The 17,643-nt window shown below is 52.5% G+C and carries 15 protein-coding genes and 2 tRNA genes; 2 read left to right on the forward strand and 15 right to left on the reverse strand.

The genetic code is table 11. The annotated features are described in order from the left end of the window. Window positions 1-46: 46 nt before the first annotated feature. The 14 genes from pnp to rlmE form a co-directional block, all read right to left on the reverse strand. On the reverse strand, window positions 47-2,182 hold the full coding sequence (pnp, locus tag WFO64_RS09900) for a polyribonucleotide nucleotidyltransferase (protein ID WP_337011208.1): 2,136 nt from the start codon (window positions 2,180-2,182) through the stop codon (window positions 47-49). A 310-nt stretch (window positions 2,183-2,492) separates the two neighbouring features. Continuing rightward, on the reverse strand, window positions 2,493-2,762 hold the full coding sequence (gene rpsO, locus WFO64_RS09905) for a 30S ribosomal protein S15 (RefSeq protein WP_003851063.1): 270 nt from the start codon (window positions 2,760-2,762) through the stop codon (window positions 2,493-2,495). 131 nt (window positions 2,763-2,893) lie between these two features. Further along, the gene (truB, locus tag WFO64_RS09910; RefSeq protein WP_337011210.1) at window positions 2,894-3,838 is read right to left on the reverse strand and encodes a tRNA pseudouridine(55) synthase TruB; all 945 of its coding nucleotides are present in this window, start codon (window positions 3,836-3,838) and stop codon (window positions 2,894-2,896) included. Then, the gene (rbfA, locus tag WFO64_RS09915; protein WP_337011525.1) at window positions 3,838-4,245 is read right to left on the reverse strand and encodes a 30S ribosome-binding factor RbfA; all 408 of its coding nucleotides are present in this window, start codon (window positions 4,243-4,245) and stop codon (window positions 3,838-3,840) included. Before rbfA ends, truB begins: the two co-directional genes overlap by 1 nt. 65 nt (window positions 4,246-4,310) lie before the next feature. Next, a complete protein-coding gene (gene infB, locus WFO64_RS09920; RefSeq protein ID WP_337011212.1) occupies window positions 4,311-7,004 on the reverse strand; it encodes a translation initiation factor IF-2 in 2,694 nt (897 codons plus the stop codon). Between the two features lie 17 nt (window positions 7,005-7,021). Then, entirely contained in the window at window positions 7,022-8,509 is a 1,488-nt protein-coding gene (gene nusA, locus WFO64_RS09925; protein ID WP_337011214.1) for a transcription termination factor NusA, read from the reverse strand. Between the two features lie 24 nt (window positions 8,510-8,533). Then, window positions 8,534-8,986 (reverse strand): ribosome maturation factor RimP, encoded by a 453-nt coding sequence (gene rimP / locus WFO64_RS09930; RefSeq protein ID WP_337011216.1) that lies wholly within the window; start codon window positions 8,984-8,986, stop codon window positions 8,534-8,536. Between the two features lie 212 nt (window positions 8,987-9,198). Next, window positions 9,199-9,275: transfer RNA gene (locus WFO64_RS09935), tRNA-Met, on the reverse strand. Between the two features lie 59 nt (window positions 9,276-9,334). Continuing rightward, a tRNA-Leu gene (locus tag WFO64_RS09940) sits at window positions 9,335-9,421 on the reverse strand. A 40-nt stretch (window positions 9,422-9,461) separates the two neighbouring features. Continuing rightward, window positions 9,462-9,800, reverse strand: a complete 339-nt coding sequence (secG, locus tag WFO64_RS09945; protein WP_009092412.1) for a preprotein translocase subunit SecG — start codon at window positions 9,798-9,800, stop codon at window positions 9,462-9,464. Between the two features lie 218 nt (window positions 9,801-10,018). Continuing rightward, window positions 10,019-11,353 (reverse strand): phosphoglucosamine mutase, encoded by a 1,335-nt coding sequence (glmM, locus tag WFO64_RS09950; RefSeq protein ID WP_337011218.1) that lies wholly within the window; start codon window positions 11,351-11,353, stop codon window positions 10,019-10,021. Between the two features lie 2 nt (window positions 11,354-11,355). Beyond that, the gene (gene folP / locus WFO64_RS09955) at window positions 11,356-12,189 is read right to left on the reverse strand and encodes a dihydropteroate synthase (protein ID WP_337011220.1); all 834 of its coding nucleotides are present in this window, start codon (window positions 12,187-12,189) and stop codon (window positions 11,356-11,358) included. Window positions 12,190-12,268: 79 nt separating this feature from the next. After that, on the reverse strand, window positions 12,269-14,194 hold the full coding sequence (gene ftsH, locus WFO64_RS09960) for an ATP-dependent zinc metalloprotease FtsH (protein ID WP_033743100.1): 1,926 nt from the start codon (window positions 14,192-14,194) through the stop codon (window positions 12,269-12,271). Window positions 14,195-14,307: 113 nt separating this feature from the next. Then, on the reverse strand, window positions 14,308-14,937 hold the full coding sequence (gene rlmE / locus WFO64_RS09965) for a 23S rRNA (uridine(2552)-2'-O)-methyltransferase RlmE (RefSeq protein ID WP_031375418.1): 630 nt from the start codon (window positions 14,935-14,937) through the stop codon (window positions 14,308-14,310). Window positions 14,938-15,064: 127 nt separating this feature from the next. Between rlmE and yhbY the strand changes: the two genes are divergently transcribed. Beyond that, the gene (gene yhbY / locus WFO64_RS09970; protein WP_010251809.1) at window positions 15,065-15,358 is read left to right on the forward strand and encodes a ribosome assembly RNA-binding protein YhbY; all 294 of its coding nucleotides are present in this window, start codon (window positions 15,065-15,067) and stop codon (window positions 15,356-15,358) included. 106 nt (window positions 15,359-15,464) lie between these two features. On the opposite strand, the gene greA is transcribed toward yhbY, so the two are convergent. After that, window positions 15,465-15,941: a transcription elongation factor GreA gene (greA, locus tag WFO64_RS09975; RefSeq protein WP_010251811.1), complete on the reverse strand. Its 477-nt coding sequence runs from the start codon at window positions 15,939-15,941 to the stop codon at window positions 15,465-15,467. 249 nt (window positions 15,942-16,190) lie between these two features. Here greA and dacB point away from each other — a divergent pair, with 249 nt between their 5' ends. Then, window positions 16,191-17,624, forward strand: a complete 1,434-nt coding sequence (gene dacB / locus WFO64_RS09980) for a serine-type D-Ala-D-Ala carboxypeptidase (protein WP_337011224.1) — start codon at window positions 16,191-16,193, stop codon at window positions 17,622-17,624. Window positions 17,625-17,643: the final 19 nt, after the last annotated feature.

Consider the following 17,643-nt stretch of genomic DNA (forward strand, 5'->3'; position numbering starts at 1 on the left):
CAAACGCCCCTCTCTGCCAGGCAAAAAGGGGCAAATCAGCAACGACTTATTCAGCGTCAGGCGTGGTCACCGCTGCAGCTTCTTCAGTCTGCGGCTTAGATTCTGTCGCTTCTTTGATGCTCAGACGTACGCGGCCCTGGCGATCAACTTCCATCACCTTAACCGGTACTTCCTGCCCCATCTGCAGATAGTCAGTCACTTTCTCAACCCGCTTATCAGCGATTTGTGAAATGTGAACCAGACCTTCTTTACCACCGCCGATTGCGACGAAGGCGCCGAAGTCTACGATACGGGTTACTTTACCACTGTAAACGCGACCCACTTCGATCTCTGCGGTAATCTCTTCGATACGACGAATCGCTTCTTTCGCTTTCAGACCATCGGTCGCTGCGATTTTCACGGTGCCGTCATCTTCAATTTCAATCGTAGTGCCGGTTTCTTCGGTCAGTGCACGAATCACTGAGCCGCCTTTACCGATCACATCTTTGATCTTGTCAGAGCTGATTTTGATGGTGTAAATGCGCGGAGCGAATTCAGAAATCTCAGTACGCGGCGTGCTAATAGCCTGTTCCATAACACCCAGAATGTGCAGACGCGCACCCTTGGCCTGGTTCAGGGCTTCCTGCATAATTTCACGCGTGATGCCTTCGATTTTGATGTCCATCTGCAGCGCGGTGATTCCTTCACGGCTACCGGCTACTTTGAAGTCCATGTCGCCCAGGTGATCCTCATCGCCCAGAATGTCAGACAGAACAACAAACTTCTCATCTTCTTTCACCAGACCCATTGCGATACCGGCTACGGCGGCTTTGATTGGCACACCTGCATCCATAAGAGCCAGTGAGGCACCACAAACCGAGGCCATTGAAGAAGAGCCGTTAGATTCGGTGATTTCAGAGACAACACGAACGGTGTAAGGGAAATCTTCTGCTTTAGGCATTACAGCTAACACGCCGCGCTTAGCCAAACGACCATGACCAATCTCACGCCGCTTCGGCGAACCTACCATGCCTGTTTCGCCGACAGAGTAGGGAGGGAAATTGTAATGGAACAGGAAGCTGTCGGTACGTTCGCCCATCAGCTCATCCAGGTTCTGTGCATCGCGGGTCGTACCCAACGTTGCAGTTACCAGCGCCTGCGTCTCACCACGAGTGAACAGTGAAGAACCGTGCGTACGCGGCAATACGCCGGTACGCACGTCCAGACCACGGATCATATCTTTTTCACGACCATCGATACGTGGCTCGCCATTCAGGATACGAGTACGAACAACATTCTTTTCAAGACTATGCACGATGTCGCCGATTTCTGCGCTATCCAGTGTTTCATCTTCAGCCAGCAGCGCAGCGATGGTTTCGTCTTTGATGACGCCAACCTGCGTGTAACGCTCCTGCTTATCAGTGATGCGGTAAGCATCGCTGATGCGCGCCTCTGCCAGGACAGCAACGCGAGAAATCAGTGCGGTATTGGCCGCTTCTGGCTGCCAGTCCCAGCGTGGTTTGCCTGCTTCAGCAACCAGAGCATTGATGTTTTCGATGACGATCTGCTGCTGATCATGACCGAAGACCACGGCGCCCAGCATCTGCTCTTCTGACAGGATCTCAGCTTCAGATTCAACCATCAGAACGGCATTCTGTGTACCTGCAACCACCAGATCCAGACGAGACTGTTTCAGCTCATCTGCGGTTGGATTCAGAACATATTGATCGTTGATGAAACCAACACGTGCAGAGCCAATTGGGCCATTGAACGGCAGACCAGAAAGTGCCAGTGCTGCAGAGGCACCGATCATTGCCACGATGTCCGGATGAACCTGGGGGTTCACAGAGACAACGGTGGCTATAACCTGAACTTCGTTAACAAAACCTTCCGGGAACAGCGGACGAATTGGGCGGTCAATCAGACGTGAAATCAGGGTTTCGCCTTCGCTTGGACGGCCTTCACGACGGAAGAAGCTGCCTGGGATACGACCAGCAGCGTAAGTACGCTCCTGATAGTTCACAGTCAGCGGAAAGAAGTCCTGACCTGGTTTAGATTTTTTTTGACCTACAACAGTAACGAACACTGCAGTATCGTCCATGCTCACCATGACAGCGGCTGTCGCCTGGCGAGCCATCATGCCGGTTTCCAGCGTGACGGTATGTTGACCATATTGGAATTTGCGTACGATCGGATTCAGCAAAATCAAAGTCCTTAACTTCGGGGCATGGCTATCTGAAGCCCGCCATTGATTACCAATCTTCAGTTGCATCCTCGCGACTAATGACAACCCTCGACCGCACCTGCGGTAAAGCCTCTCATTAGCCGCGCGAAATTCTGCAAACTAAAGATCACACTAAGCAACAATACATCAGTTTGGCCCGGATTGCTGCCGATTGCTCGAAAAAAGGGGCCATAAAGGCCCCCTCTTCACGAAACTCGCACAAATCTGATCGTAGGATGCATACAGTGCAAAAGCCCGCATTACGCCTTGACGAACAGATTCTTCAGACTTAACGACGCAGACCGAGACTTTCGATCAGGCTGCTGTAGCGTGCAACGTCTTTACGCTTCAGGTAGTCCAGCAGCTTACGACGCTGAGATACCATGCGCAGCAGACCGCGGCGGCTGTGGTGGTCTTTTTTGTGCTCAGAGAAGTGACCCTGCAGATGGGTAATCTGCGCGGTCAACAGGGCAACCTGAACTTCAGTTGAACCGCTGTCGTTAGCACCACGGCCATATTTAGCAACGATCTCTGCTTTAGCTTCTACGCTTAGAGACATAATAAACTCCAGTAATAAATGAATGTATGGGTGCCGATCTCTAATTCAGCATCCCGCTTTAAAGCGGCGTTATTCTACTCTGCGCCCGATAGCAACGCAAATGCTCCATCAGCGATAAGTGATGACGCGGCTTAATCCTGATACTCAACCACTAAACGACGTGGCGCAAGCCGACCATCATCGGCAATTTCTGCCATGCCGATAAATTTACGCGCTTCGCCTTCCGATACCCTTACCAGCCCCTGCGCAGGCGCATTACTGGCCTGCACCGGCTGTCCCTGGCGGAAAAAATCTGCCACGGCAGGCGAGATATTCACTTCAGGAAAATCAGAGGCGGGGCTGTCCATCGGCAACAATAACGGATCGAGCTGCATTTCCAGTGGGATGCCGGTTTCTGTGGCTTCCAGCAGCAGGGTGTTGAGCTGTTCCAGCGTCACCATCCTTTCATACGGATAACGGGCAACCTGAACGCGACGCAACATAATTACGTGCGCACCGCATCCCAGCTTTTCGCCCAGATCATCAATGATGGTGCGGATATAGGTGCCTTTGGAACAGTGAATTTCCAGTTCCAGCTGATTATGCTGCCAGCGAATAAACTGCAGCTCATACACAGTGATCGGACGCGGTTCACGTGCAATCTCAATGCCCTGACGCGCATATTCATACAACGGACGCCCCTGATGCTTCAGTGCCGAAAACATTGATGGCACCTGCAGCGTTTCGCCGCGGAAGCTCTCCAGAGCGCTGTCCAGATCGGTCTGACTGAAGCTGATCGGACGCGTCTGCACAATGTTGCCATCGGCATCTGACGTGTCAGTCCGCTCACCCAGCCGGGCAATCACGCGGTAGCGTTTGTCGGAATCCAGTAAATACTGCGAAAACTTGGTCGCTTCACCCAGACAGATAGGCAACATGCCGGTAGCCAGAGGATCAAGCGCGCCAGTGTGTCCTGCGCGATTGGCATTGAAAATACGCTTCACTTTCTGCAGAACATCATTCGACGAGACGCCTTGTGGCTTATCCAGCAACAACACGCCATGGACGTCGCGACCGCGACGACGCGGACGACTCATTACGCCTCCTCGTCATCGCCAGTGGCGTCCGGACCACGGCGCTCAGTATCGTTCTTCACGACGCTGGTGACGAGATTGGACATGCGCATTCCTTCGACTAACGAGTTGTCGTAGAAGAACGTCAGCTCAGGCACGATACGCAGACGCATCGCTTTGCCGAGCAGAATACGGATATAGCCTGACGCTTCTTTCAGCGCTTTCAGACCATGTTTAACCGCGTCTTCATCTTTGTCGTTAAGGAAAGTCACGAACACTTTTGCGTAAGCGAGATCGCGTGACACTTCAACGCCTGATACGGTCACCATCATGCCAAGACGTGGATCTTTGATCTCACGCTGCAGGATCATCGCAATCTCTTTTTGCAGCTCTTGTGAAACGCGCTGCGGGCGACCAAATTCTTTCGCCATCATTATTTCTCCCAAATAATTCGGGAGGCCAGAGGCCTCCCAAATTGCAACACATCAGCAGTCAATTACTCGATGGTGCGTTTAATTTCGATGATTTCAAACACTTCGATCATATCGCCAACGCGAACGTCGTTGTAGTTCTTCACGCCGATACCGCACTCCATGCCGTTACGCACTTCGTTGACGTCATCTTTAAAGCGACGCAGAGATTCCAGTTCGCCTTCGTAAATCACCACGTTGTCGCGCAGGACACGGATTGGATTGTGACGTTTGATGTTACCTTCCGTCACCATACAACCAGCAATCGCGCCAAACTTCGGTGATTTGAACACATCGCGCACCGCAGCCAGACCGATGATCTGCTGTTTGTACTCTGGTGCCAGCATGCCGCTCATCGCCGCTTTAACTTCGTCAATCAGGTTATAAATGACAGAGTAGTAGCGCAGATCCAGGCTTTCTGCGTCAATGACGCGACGCGCAGAGGCATCGGCACGAACGTTGAAGCCAAGGAGGATAGCGTTAGAGGCCGCAGCCAGGGTCGCATCGGTTTCGGTAATCCCGCCCACACCTGAACCAACAATCTTCACCTTCACTTCGTCGGTAGAGAGTTTCTGCAGAGAGTCGGAAATCGCTTCCACAGAACCCTGAACGTCAGCTTTCAGAACGATGTTCAGTTCAGATACTTCGCCTTCGGTCATGTTAGCAAACATGTTCTCGAGCTTAGATTTCTGCTGGCGAGCCAGTTTAACTTCGCGGAATTTGCCCTGACGATAGAGCGCAACTTCACGTGCTTTCTTCTCGTCACGTACCACGGTCGCTTCATCACCCGCAGCCGGCACGCCGGACAGGCCCAGAATCTCAACCGGGATAGAAGGACCCGCTTCCATGACTTCGCGACCCAGTTCGTCACGCATTGCACGAACACGGCCATATTCGAAACCACAAAGAACGATGTCGCCTTTGTTCAGCGTACCTTCACGTACCAGCACGGTGGCAACCGGACCACGACCTTTGTCGAGGAACGATTCGATCACCACGCCGCTCGCCATACCTTCACGGATAGCGGTCAGTTCCAGCACTTCCGCCTGCAGCAGAATAGCGTTTAACAGGTCATCAATGCCGGTACCCGCTTTCGCAGAGACATTAACAAACATGTTTTCACCGCCCCACTCTTCCGGAATGATACCGTACTGAGTCAGTTCGTTTTTAACACGATCCGGATCCGCTTCTGGCTTATCGCACTTGTTCACTGCAACCACAACCGGCACTTTAGCGGCTTTGGCGTGCTGAATAGCTTCGACAGTCTGTGGCATCACGCCATCGTCTGCTGCAACCACAAGGATAACGATATCGGTCGCCTGAGCACCACGTGCACGCATCGCGGTAAACGCGGCGTGGCCCGGGGTATCCAGGAAGGTGACCATACCGTTGTCGGTTTCAACGTGGTAAGCACCGATGTGCTGAGTAATGCCGCCCGCTTCGCCAGAGGCGATTTTAGTGGAACGGATATAGTCCAGCAGGGACGTTTTACCGTGGTCGACGTGACCCATGATGGTGACAACCGGCGCACGAGACTCCTGCGCGGCATCAGTATCACGATCGTCCATTACTGCTTCTTCCAGCTCGTTCTCACGACGCAGGGTCACTTTGTGGCCCATCTCTTCGGCAACGAGTTGTGCAGTTTCCTGGTCGATGACCTGGTTGATAGTCGCCATTGCGCCCATCTTCATCATTGCTTTGATGACCAGAGAACCTTTCACTGCCATTTTGTTAGCCAGTTCGGCTACGGTGATGGTTTCGCCAATCACAACATCGCGGTTAACGGCCTGCGCTGGCTTGTTGAAGCCCTGCTGCAGTGCGCTAGGTTTGCGATGCTTACCGCCTTTACCACCACGGACCTGCGCACGTGCTTCTTCACGGTCGGTTTTGGCTTCAGAATGTTTGTTGCCTTTTTTCGCAGGACGCGCAGCTTTAGCAGTAGTCCGCGCACGCGCACGACCTGCTTCAACCTGACGGTCATTTTCGTCTTCCGCCTGACGGGCATGGGTCGAAGTGGTGACGTGATAGTCGCCTTTATCCTCTTCTTCCGGTTTTTCCCATTCAGCTGATTTCTCTTCAGCCAGACGGCGGGCTTCTTCTGCTACGAGGCGGGCAGCCTCTTCAAGCTTACGGCGGGCTTCTTCTTCAGCTTTACGCTTCAGTTCAGCGGCTTCAGCTTCGCGACGGGCTTTGTCTGATTGCGCAGCCCTGGTCACTTCATCGGTAGGTTGATTTGTCACTTTGTCATTTTCCGCTGCTGCACGTTTGGCCTTGTCAGCGGCTTCGCGCCTGGCTTTGTCTTCGGCTTCACGTTGCGCTTTCTGTTCAGCTTCGCGACGGGCTTTTTCTTCAGCCTCGCGTTGCGCCTGCTCTTCCGCTTCACGCTGCGCCTCGGCTTCAGCTTCTGCCTGAGCTTGCTCAGCCTCTGCATCACCCTTCACATAGGTACGCTTTTTGCGGACTTCAATTTGCACCGACTTACTTTTACCCCCGGTGCCTGGAATATTCAAGGTGCTGCGCGTTTTCCGTTGCAGCGTCAGCTTAGCTGAACCGACCTGACCATGTTCACGGTTCAGATGAGATAGTAAGGTTTCTTTCTCTTGCTGGGTCACTGCGTCGTTTTCAGACTTAGGCATCCCCGCATCAGCAAATTGCTGTACCAGGCGATCGACCGGAGTCTGAATTTCTGCGGCCAGCGATTTTACGGTTACATCTGTCATGCTGTTCCTTCCTGTTATTACGCGTCATCGCCGAACCAGCAGATATTACGTGCGGCCATAATCAGCGCGCCGGCTTGTTCATCAGACAGGCCTTCAATATCTGTCAGATCGTCAACACCTTGCTCAGCGAGATCTTCCAGCGTGCAAACGCCTTTCGACGCCAGGCGGAACGCCAGCGCACGATCGAGGCCTTCAAGATTCAGAAGATCCTCAGCGGGCTCCTGATTTCCAAGACTCTCTTCTTTCGCCAGTGCCAGGGTGGTCAACGCATTTTTTGCTCGTTCACGCAGGGCTTCAATGGTCTCTTCGTCGAGGCCGTCGACTTCCAGCAGCTCGTTGATTGGCACATAAGCCAACTCTTCCAGCGAGGAGAAGCCCTCTTCCACCAGTACGGTGGCGAACTCTTCGTCGATGTCGAGATATTTAGTGAACATATCGATCGCTGCATGTGCTTCAGCCTGATGCTTAGCCTGCAGATCATCGACAGTCATCACGTTCAGCTCCCAGCCACTTAGCTGCGAAGCGAGACGCACGTTTTGGCCGTTACGGCCGATCGCCTGAGCCAGATTGCCAGCTTCTACGGCGATATCCATGGTGTGGTTATCTTCATCAACCACGATTGACGCCACATCAGCCGGAGCCATGGCGTTAATAACAAACTGCGCCGGGTTATCGTCCCACAGCACGATATCGATACGCTCACCGCCCAGTTCACTGGAAACTGCCTGAACACGCGCGCCGCGCATGCCCACACAGGCACCCACCGGGTCAATACGTTTGTCGTTGGTTTTAACTGCAATTTTAGCGCGCGAACCCGGATCACGAGCTGCGGCTTTAATTTCAATCAGTTCTTCGCCAATTTCTGGCACCTCAATGCGGAACAGTTCAATCAGCATTTCCGGTTTGGAACGCGTCACGAACAGCTGCGCGCCACGCGCTTCCGGCCGTACAGAGTAAAGTACGCCACGAATACGGTCGCCTGGGCGGAAGTTTTCACGCGGCAGCATATCTTCGCGCAGAATCACCGCTTCGGCATTGCTGCCTAAGTCGAGAGAAATGTTGTCGCGGTTAACTTTCTTTACCACGCCCGTGATGATTTCGCCTTCCTGCTCACGGAACTGATCAACCACCATCGCGCGCTCAGCTTCGCGCACTTTTTGCACGATAACCTGCTTGGCGGTCTGGGTGGTGATACGGTCAAAGGTGACCGATTCAATCTGATCTTCGACATATTCGCCCAGATTGAATGCTTCATCTTCGAAGCGGGCCGCATCCAGCGTGATCTCGCGCGTCGGTTGTGTAACCTCTTCTACGATTTCCCAGCGGCGGAAAGTATCGAAATCGCCACTGCGGCGATCAATGCTGACACGTACCTCAATTTCCTGCTCGTACTTTTTCTTGGTCGCAGTCGCCAGCGCGCTCTCCAGCGCTTCGAAGATTTTCTCACGCGGCAGGGCTTTTTCGTTAGAAACGGCTTCTACAACAGCTAAGATCTCTTTGTTCATCCTGGTTAGCCTCAATCCGGACTTTTAAAAGTGGGGGACCAGGTTCGCTTTCTGAATATTACTCAGCGCGAACACTTCATCGCTACCCTCAACGTGCACCGTGATCATCTCGCCATCTACTGACTTAATGATTCCCTGCCATTTACGGCGGTTCTGAACGGCCATACGCAACACCAGACTCACTTCTTCACCCATAAAGCGGGTGTAGTGTTCTGCGGTGAACAGAGGACGATCGAGTCCCGGTGAAGAGACTTCAAGGTTGTAAGGTACCGTAATGGGATCTTCAACATCCATTACAGCACTTACCTGGTGGCTGACATCGGCGCAATCATCGACATTGATGCCATCTTCACTATCAATATAGATGCGCAGGATAGATGTGCGACTACGAACGAATTCAATTCCAACCAGTTCGTAACCCAGCGCTTCTACGGGAGCCGATACCAACTCTGTCAATTTTTGCTCTAATGTGGACAAGCCCACCCCCAAGACATAAAAAAAGGGCCTATAGCCCAGTATTACGATTCGCTAATAACAAAAAACCCCGAATATTCGGGGCTTTTAATCACTGGACCCTGTATGCCGCAAAGCGGCCCGGACTCCATCCAAAGAATTTTCTTTCAAAAAATAGCCGTGAATGCGTCCGTCGATGCATACAGTATATTTGAAAAAGAACTCAAAGGGAAAATTGGTTGCGGGGGCCGGATTTGAACCGACGACCTTCGGGTTATGAGCCCGACGAGCTACCAGGCTGCTCCACCCCGCGTCCGAAAACGTGGCGAATAATACGCCAGACCTGCATAAAATGCAAGGAATACTGCTATTTGGTACCGAGGACGGGACTTGAACCCGTAAGCCCAATCGGGCACTACCACCTCAAGGTAGCGTGTCTACCAATTCCACCACCACGGCACTTCTGCACTGACCACAACGATTCGTTGTGATGACGATCTTACTTAGGAATATCGCTGCCCGGAGTGACCGGTTGAGCTGGCTTTTCAGTCTGTTGAGATGACTGCGCCGGCGCAGAAAGATTTTCCCACTCGCTTCCTTTAGAAGCTTTATTGCTGTTCAGATTACCCAGAACAAGGCTGATGATGAAGAACAATGCCGCTAAAATGCCAGTTGTACGTGTCAGGAAATTTCCTGAACCCGAAGAACCAAACACCGTACCGGATGCGCCTGCACCGAATGAGGCTCCCATATCAGCGCCTTTGCCTTGCTGCAGCATAATCATACCCACGAGGGCGATAGCTACAATAAGGAAAACAACTAAAAGAGCTTCGTACATATTCAACCTGTTCCTTGCACGACAATCGTACAGTTAAAGCTTCAGCCAGTATTGATGGGGAGTCTCGTCATCACCCATCAGAAGCGGGTGTGAATACTAACCAAAGGCGCATATCTCTGCAAGTGCAATTTTTACTACTCATACTGATTGCAGAAAAAAGCGCCACCCAGGTGATTTTACAGGCAGTTCAACATTCTGCGGACTGCCTGTTAGGGGTTTTAATCGGCTTTGACCTGATTGGCGATGCGGTTAGCCAACTCTGTTACCTGCGCCTCATTTTCGCCTTCGACCATCACCCGAATTAGTGGCTCAGTCCCTGACTTACGCAGTAAAACGCGCCCGCGACCCGCCAGAGCTTTTTCTACATCAGCGGTTACGGTTTTTACTGCGTCGCTTTGCAGCGGATCATGCTCGCCCGCAAAGCGTACGTTAACCAGTACCTGCGGCAGCATCTTCATGCCACTGCAGAGATCGTGCAGACTCATGTGGTTGCGCACCATTGCAGTGAGTACTTGCAAACTTGCAACAATCCCATCGCCGGTTGTAGTTTTGTCCAGCAGGATCACATGGCCGGAGTTTTCTGCGCCGAGACGCCAGCCCTTCTCCTGCATTTTCTCCAGCACATAACGGTCACCGACTTTGGCACGGGTAAACGGAATGCCGAGCTGTTTCAGCGCTAACTCCAGTCCCATGTTACTCATCAAGGTGCCCACTACGCCACCGCGTAACTGTCCCTGGCGCAGTGCTTCACGCGCAATAATGTAGAGGATCTGGTCGCCATCAACTTTGTCACCCAGATGGTCAATCATCATGATGCGATCGCCGTCGCCATCGTAGGCCAGGCCAATATCGGCTTTCTCCGCCAGCACGCGCTGCTGCAGCAGTTTGAGATCGGTTGCGCCACACTCTTTGTTGATGTTCATGCCGTCTGGCTGGACACCGATAGCAATCACGGTCGCGCCCAGTTCACGCAATACATTCGGCGCAATGTGGTAAGTAGCGCCATTGGCGCAATCGACCACAATTTTCAGGCCATTCAGATTCAGTTCGCTGGGGAAGGTACCTTTGCAGAACTCAATGTAACGCCCCGCTGCATCAACGATGCGGCTGGCGCGGCCTAACTGCGCTGATTCAACACAGGTAATTGGTTTTTCCATTTCCAGCTCAATCGCTTCTTCGACATCATCAGGCAGTTTGGTACCCTCAGAAGAGAAGAATTTAATCCCGTTGTCGTCAAACGGATTGTGCGATGCTGAAATTACAATACCCGCCTCTGCGCGGAAAGTACGTGTCAGATAGGCGATGGCTGGCGTTGGCATCGGGCCGGTAAAGGCGGCCGACAGGCCTGCCGCAGCGAGACCCGCTTCCAGCGCGGACTCAAGCATATAGCCAGAGATTCGCGTATCTTTACCGATGATGATCTTCTTTGAACCGTGGCGCGCCAGCACTTTACCTGCAGCCCAGCCCAGCTTCAGGACAAAATCGGGGGTGATGGGTGTTTCGCCGACTTTGCCGCGAATGCCGTCTGTACCGAAATATTTACGATTACTCATGATTATCCTTTTGCTCTTCGGGTCGCTTCGACCACGCGCATCGCTTCGGCCGTCTCTTTGACGTCATGCGCGCGAATAATCTGCACGCCCTGCATGGCAGCAATCACCGCGCAACTCAGGCTGCCGGTTAAACGCTGTGACGGGCCGACATTTAACAGCTGACCAATCATCGACTTACGCGACATCCCCACCAACAGCGGCAGGCCGAAGTGGTGAAAATTGCCCAGATGAGCCAGCAGTTTATAATTGTGGCTGAGATTTTTACCGAAACCGAAGCCTGGGTCGAGTATCAGCCGCTCTTTTTTAATTCCTGCCGTTTCACAGCGTGCAATTTGCTGAGTGAAGTAAGTGTCCACTTCGCTTAAGATGTTTTCGTAAAGAGGTGCCTGCTGCATGGTGCGCGGTTCACCCTGCATATGCATCAAACAGACGGGAAGACCTGTTGCGGCTGCAGCTTCCAGCGCCCCAGATTCAGAAAGGGATCGCACGTCGTTAATGATGTGAGCACCTACTCGCGCGGCTTCCCGGATGACTTCTGCTTTAGAGGTGTCCACTGAAATCCAGACTTCGAAACGCTGGGCAATGGCATCGATTACTGGAATCACCCGCTCCAGCTCCTCCTGCACACTCACTTCATCAGCACCGGGACGGGTTGATTCACCGCCTACGTCTATGATGGTTGCACCTGCATTCACCATCTCATTGGTGTGCGTCAGCGCATCGACCAGCGCGTTATGCTTACCACCATCAGAAAAGGAGTCCGGCGTGACATTCAGAATACCCATCACATGGGGAAAAGATAAATCGAGATGGGAATCACGGGCGAACAACTTCATGGCGGAAACTCCTTACTGATCAATATCTGGATATAAAAAACCCCGGACCAGCCGGGGTTTTGTCTGACGATGTTGCGTCTTATTTGTTGTACTGCTCTGACATGGTATTGCCTGGGTTTGGCGTACGCGGTTCATCAACCGGACGAGGTGCCTTAGGCGTACCGTTGCTGTCTGAGTTGCTGCCTGGATCTTCCCAGCCCGCTGGCGGACGCACTTCACGGCGCGCCATCAGGTCGTCAATCTGCGGTGCATCAATGGTTTCATACTTCATCAGCGCATCTTTCATGGCATGAAGGATGTCCATATTCTCACCCAGAATGCGGCGAGCACGCTGATAGTTGCTGTCGATCAGGTGCTTAACTTCCTGGTCGATGATGCGGGCAGTTTCATCAGACATATGTTTCGCTTTTGCGACAGAACGTCCAAGGAAGACTTCCCCCTCTTCTTCTGCATAAAGCAACGGGCCCAGTTTTTCAGAGAAGCCCCACTGCGTTACCATGTTACGTGCCAGATTAGTGGCGACTTTGATGTCGTTGGACGCACCGGTAGAAACGCGTTCTGCACCGTAGATGATCTCTTCTGCCAGACGACCGCCGTAAAGCGTTGAGATCTGGCTTTCCAGTTTCTGACGACTGGCACTTATCGCGTCGCCTTCAGGCAGAAAGAAAGTCACACCCAGCGCACGACCGCGCGGAATAATTGTCACTTTGTGTACCGGATCATGTTCTGGCACCAGGCGACCAATAATTGCGTGGCCTGCTTCGTGGTAGGCAGTTGATTCTTTCTGCGATTCCGTCATCACCATGGAGCGACGTTCTGCACCCATCATGATTTTGTCTTTCGCTTTTTCGAACTCCACCATTGACACTACACGCTTGTTTGAACGGGCAGCAAACAGCGCCGCTTCGTTAACAAGGTTGGCCAGATCGGCACCCGAGAAGCCTGGCGTACCACGTGCAATGATCGCTGCATCAATATCAGTGGCCAGTGGCACGCGACGCATGTGCACTTTAAGGATCTGCTCACGACCGCGCACATCTGGCAGGCCGACTACCACCTGGCGGTCAAAGCGTCCCGGACGCAGCAGCGCAGGGTCCAGTACGTCAGGACGGTTAGTCGCGGCGATAACGATAATACCTTCGTTACCTTCGAAACCATCCATCTCAACCAGCATCTGGTTCAGCGTCTGCTCACGTTCATCATGACCACCACCTAAACCGGCGCCACGCTGACGACCGACTGCATCGATTTCATCGATGAAGATGATGCACGGCGCTGCTTTTTTGGCCTGTTCAAACATGTCGCGCACACGAGATGCACCGACACCCACAAACATTTCCACAAAGTCAGAACCGGAGATGGTAAAGAAAGGCACTTTCGCTTCACCGGCAATCGCTTTGGCCAGCAATGTTTTACCGGTGCCCGGTGGCCCCACCATCAGAACACCTTTTGGAATTTTACCGCCCAGCTTCTGGAAACGGCTTGGCTCACGGAGATATTCTACCAGCTCGGCTACTTCATCTTTCGCTTCGTCACAACCCGCTACGTCGGCGAAAGTGGTTTTAATCTGGTCTTCCGTCAACATGCGGGCTTTGCTTTTGCCGAAGGACATCGCGCCCTTACCGCCCCCGCCCTGCATCTGGCGCATAAAGAAGATCCACACACCGATCAACAGTAGCATCGGGAACCACGAAATGAAGATTGAAGCCAGCAGGCTTGGTTCTTCCGGTGGTTCGCCAACCACTTTGACGTTTTTTGTCAAAAGGTTATCGAGCAACTTAGGATCGTTGACAGGAATGTAGGTGGTATATTTATTGCTGTCTTTTTTAACAACGTTAATTTCACGCCCGTTAATACGTGCCTCGCGGACCTGATCCTGGTTCACTTCCGACAGGAAGGTTGAATAATCAACCCGACGGCCATTCGACTCGCTGGGCCCAAAGCTCTGGAATACTGACATCAGCACGACCGCGATGACTAACCAGAGAATCAGGTTTTTCGCCATGTCACTCAAGGGATTAACCTCATATTACAACGGTGTTAACAGATAGCGTAGGGTACTATAGATCCTGCATACATGGAATCGCAGCAAAGCTGCGGACTTCTCCAGCAATTTGGTTATAGTTTGCGCCCAGTCGCCACAATATACACTTCACGTGAACGTGAACGTGAAGCGTCCGGCTTACGAATTTTCACTTTCGTAAACAGGGAGCGAATTTCCCGCAGGTATTCATCGAAGCCATCTCCCTGAAACACTTTCACTACAAAACTGCCGCCAGGTGCCAGGATATCCCGACACATCTCCAGCGCCAGCTCTACTAAATACATCGACCGGGGAATATCTACGGCAGGTGTACCACTCATATTCGGCGCCATATCGGACATGACCACCTGAACTTTTTGATCGCCAACGCGCTCAAGCAGCGCATTGATCACCGATTCTTCACGAAAATCGCCCTGAAGGAAATCGACACCGACTATCGGATCCATTGGCAGGATATCACAGGCGATGACTCGCCCTTTGTTCCCGATTTGCTGTACGACATATTGCGACCAGCCACCAGGTGCAGCACCCAGATCTACCACGGTCATGCCGGGTTTGAAAAGCTTGTCACCCTGTTGTATTTCATCAAGTTTAAACCAGGCACGCGAACGCAACCCTTTTTTCTGCGCCTGAAGCACATATTTATCGCTAAAGTGTTCCTGAAGCCAGCGGCTGGAGCTGGCCGAACGCTTTTTACCCGTCATAATATTTCCAACTAAATCGTCATCGTAGCGATAAACCTGCACGCAATGGGTTGCGTCGATTTGGTGATATACCCGAGATGGCGGTAGAATGAACCGTTTTCAATCCCTGAGTAAGTAAAAAACTACGATGAATCTAAGTACCAAACAAAAACAGCACCTCAAGGGCCTCGCCCATCCGCTCAAGCCAGTGGTTATGCTGGGTGGCAATGGCCTGACTGAAGGCGTGCTGGCCGAAATCGAGCAGGCTCTGTCGCATCATGAACTGATCAAGGTAAAAATCGCCTCGGAAGATCGTGAAACGAAACAGCTGATCGTTGAGGCAATCGTGCGTGAGACCGGTGCCAGCAACGTACAGGTGATCGGCAAAACGCTGGTGCTGTATCGCCCCTCTAAAGAGAGCAAAATTTCTCTGCCACGCTAAGTGGGCAAAGAAAGTGACATGCTCTTACCTCAGATAAAAGGCCGCAACGCGGCCTTTTTCCTTTCTTTACATTGTGCTTTTACGCTTTTCAAAGCGTAGCAACATCTTAAAGGTATTCCACCTTCAGGATTTCATACTCAACATCGCCGCCCGGGGTTTTAACGATAGCCACATCATCGGCCTCTTTACCGACCAGGCCGCGCGCCATCGGCGAGTTGACCGAAATCAGATTTTGCTTAAAGTCTGCTTCGTCATCGCCCACAATACGATACGTTGCTTCTTCGTCGGTTTCGACGTTCAGCACGGTAACGGTTGCACCGAAAATCACGCGTCCGGTTTTCGGCATCTGAGTGACGTCGATAACCTGCGCATTAGAGAGTTTGGCTTCAATCTCCTGAATACGGCCTTCACAAAAACCCTGCTCTTCACGCGCAGCGTGATATTCCGCGTTCTCTTTTAAATCGCCATGTTCGCGTGCATCAGCGATAGAGGCGATAATGCGCGGGCGCTTCACGGTTTTCAGCTCGTTCAGCTCTTCGCGCAATCTTTCAGCGCCTCTTAACGTCATCGGAATCTGATTCATTTAAGCTCCTCGCCATCTTTCCTGTTTAACGATGTCATCCTGACCGGTGACTGCAGAAAAAAGCGTTCTGCGGCGCATTAGCCCGTTTTTGCAAATAAAAGAATCCTGACCCGGAGATGCTTCCAGGCCAGAAAAGAGTTTTGCAATTTGATACGTATTTTACCCCAGAGTTCCCTGCGGGTCATCGTTTACTTTGCACCGTCCAGCAACGTAGTATTGACGCCCTCACCTGCCAGTTACCGCGAGATTATGCGATTTTCACGACTTGTTACCGGATTAAGCTGCGCATTTATGTTGCAGGCACACGCAGCGCCAGTTGATGAATACATGCAGTACCTGCCAGACGGCGCCAATCTGGCGCTGATGGTGCAGAAAGTGGGTGCATCAACACCGATCATTGATTACCACGGAAAACAGATGGCCCTGCCCGCCAGTACCATGAAAGTAGTGACGGCGCTGGCGGCATTGCTGGAACTCGGTGGCGACTACCGTTTTCAGACCACCTTTGAAACCCGTGGCGCCATTATAGATGGCACCCTGAACGGCGATTTAGTGGCACGTTTCGCCGGTGATCCCACCTTAAGCCGTCAGGATCTGCGCAACATGGTGGCGGCGATAAAGAAGCAGGGCATTAACCATATTAAAGGCAATCTGGTTATCGACACCTCCGTTTTTGCCAGTCACGACATGGCGCCGGGCTGGCCATGGAACGATATGACCCAGTGCTTCAGCGCCCCGCCAGGTGCGGCAATCGTTGATAAAAACTGCTTCTCGGTGTCGCTCTACAGTGCTAATACGCCGGGTGAGAATGCCTTTGTGCGCATCGCCTCCTATTATCCGGCGCATATGTACAGCCAGGTACGCACCATTGGCCGCAACAGTGGTGAAGGGCAATATTGCGAACTGGATGTGGTGCCAGGCGAATTGAACCGCTACACCCTGACAGGCTGTATGCGACAGCGTGCCGAACCGCTGCCGCTGGCATTTGCAGTACAGGATGGCGCGGCCTGGGCTGGCGAAATCCTCAAGGCGGAATTGCGGTCATCAGAGATTGACTACAGCGGACATCTGGTGCGCCAGACCCAGGTCACGGAGCCGGGCACGGTACTGGCATCTACACAATCCTCGCCGCTGCATACGCTGTTGCACACCATGCTGAAGAAATCAGACAACATGATTGCCGACACGGTGTTTCGCACTATTGGTCATCACTACTTTAATGTGCCTGGTACCTTCCGCGCCGGGCAGGATGCGGTTCGCCGCATCCTGAAAGCTAAAGCCAACGTCGACATGGGCAACAGCATTCAGGTCGATGGTTCCGGTCTGTCGCGCCATGATCTGATTTCCCCGCAAACCATGATGCAGGTGTTGCAGTTCATTGCGAAGAATGACAACACGCTGGATTACATTTCGATGCTGCCGCTGGCGGGCTATGATGGCACACTGCAGTATCGCGGCGGACTGCATGAGGCGGGGCTGGATGGCAAAGTCTCGGCGAAAACGGGTTCACTGCAGGGCGTCTATAACCTGGCGGGCTTTATTACCACCTCAAGTGGCGCGCGGGTTGCATTTGTTCAGTTCCTTTCCGGGTATGCGGTTCCACCGGAAGATCAACGTACTCGCCGTATTCCGCTGGTGCGATTTGAGAGCCGTCTCTACCGCGACATCAATCAGAACAACTGATTATTCAGTCATAAAAAAG

Origin of the sequence: Pantoea sp. AS142 (assembly GCF_037152305.1) — a bacterium.
Lineage (GTDB): Bacteria > Pseudomonadota > Gammaproteobacteria > Enterobacterales > Enterobacteriaceae > Pantoea.

Bases quoted from the DNA above. Each gene is read 5' to 3' on its own strand.
- rpsO (WP_003851063.1), bottom strand. From the start codon at position 2,762: ATGTCTCTAAGCGTAGAAGCTAAAGCAGAGATCGTTGCTAAATATGGC.
- truB (WP_337011210.1), bottom strand. From the start codon at position 3,838: ATGAGTCGTCCGCGTCGTCGCGGTCGCGACGTCCATGGCGTGTTGTTG.
- rbfA (WP_337011525.1), bottom strand. From the start codon at position 4,245: ATGGCGAAAGAATTTGGTCGCCCGCAGCGCGTTTCACAAGAGCTGCAA.
- infB (WP_337011212.1), bottom strand. From the start codon at position 7,004: ATGACAGATGTAACCGTAAAATCGCTGGCCGCAGAAATTCAGACTCCG.
- nusA (WP_337011214.1), bottom strand. From the start codon at position 8,509: ATGAACAAAGAGATCTTAGCTGTTGTAGAAGCCGTTTCTAACGAAAAA.
- secG (WP_009092412.1), bottom strand. From the start codon at position 9,800: ATGTACGAAGCTCTTTTAGTTGTTTTCCTTATTGTAGCTATCGCCCTC.
- glmM (WP_337011218.1), bottom strand. From the start codon at position 11,353: ATGAGTAATCGTAAATATTTCGGTACAGACGGCATTCGCGGCAAAGTC.
- folP (WP_337011220.1), bottom strand. From the start codon at position 12,189: ATGAAGTTGTTCGCCCGTGATTCCCATCTCGATTTATCTTTTCCCCAT.
- ftsH (WP_033743100.1), bottom strand. From the start codon at position 14,194: ATGGCGAAAAACCTGATTCTCTGGTTAGTCATCGCGGTCGTGCTGATG.
- rlmE (WP_031375418.1), bottom strand. From the start codon at position 14,937: ATGACGGGTAAAAAGCGTTCGGCCAGCTCCAGCCGCTGGCTTCAGGAA.
- yhbY (WP_010251809.1), top strand. From the start codon at position 15,065: ATGAATCTAAGTACCAAACAAAAACAGCACCTCAAGGGCCTCGCCCAT.
- greA (WP_010251811.1), bottom strand. From the start codon at position 15,941: ATGAATCAGATTCCGATGACGTTAAGAGGCGCTGAAAGATTGCGCGAA.
- dacB (WP_337011224.1), top strand. From the start codon at position 16,191: ATGCGATTTTCACGACTTGTTACCGGATTAAGCTGCGCATTTATGTTG.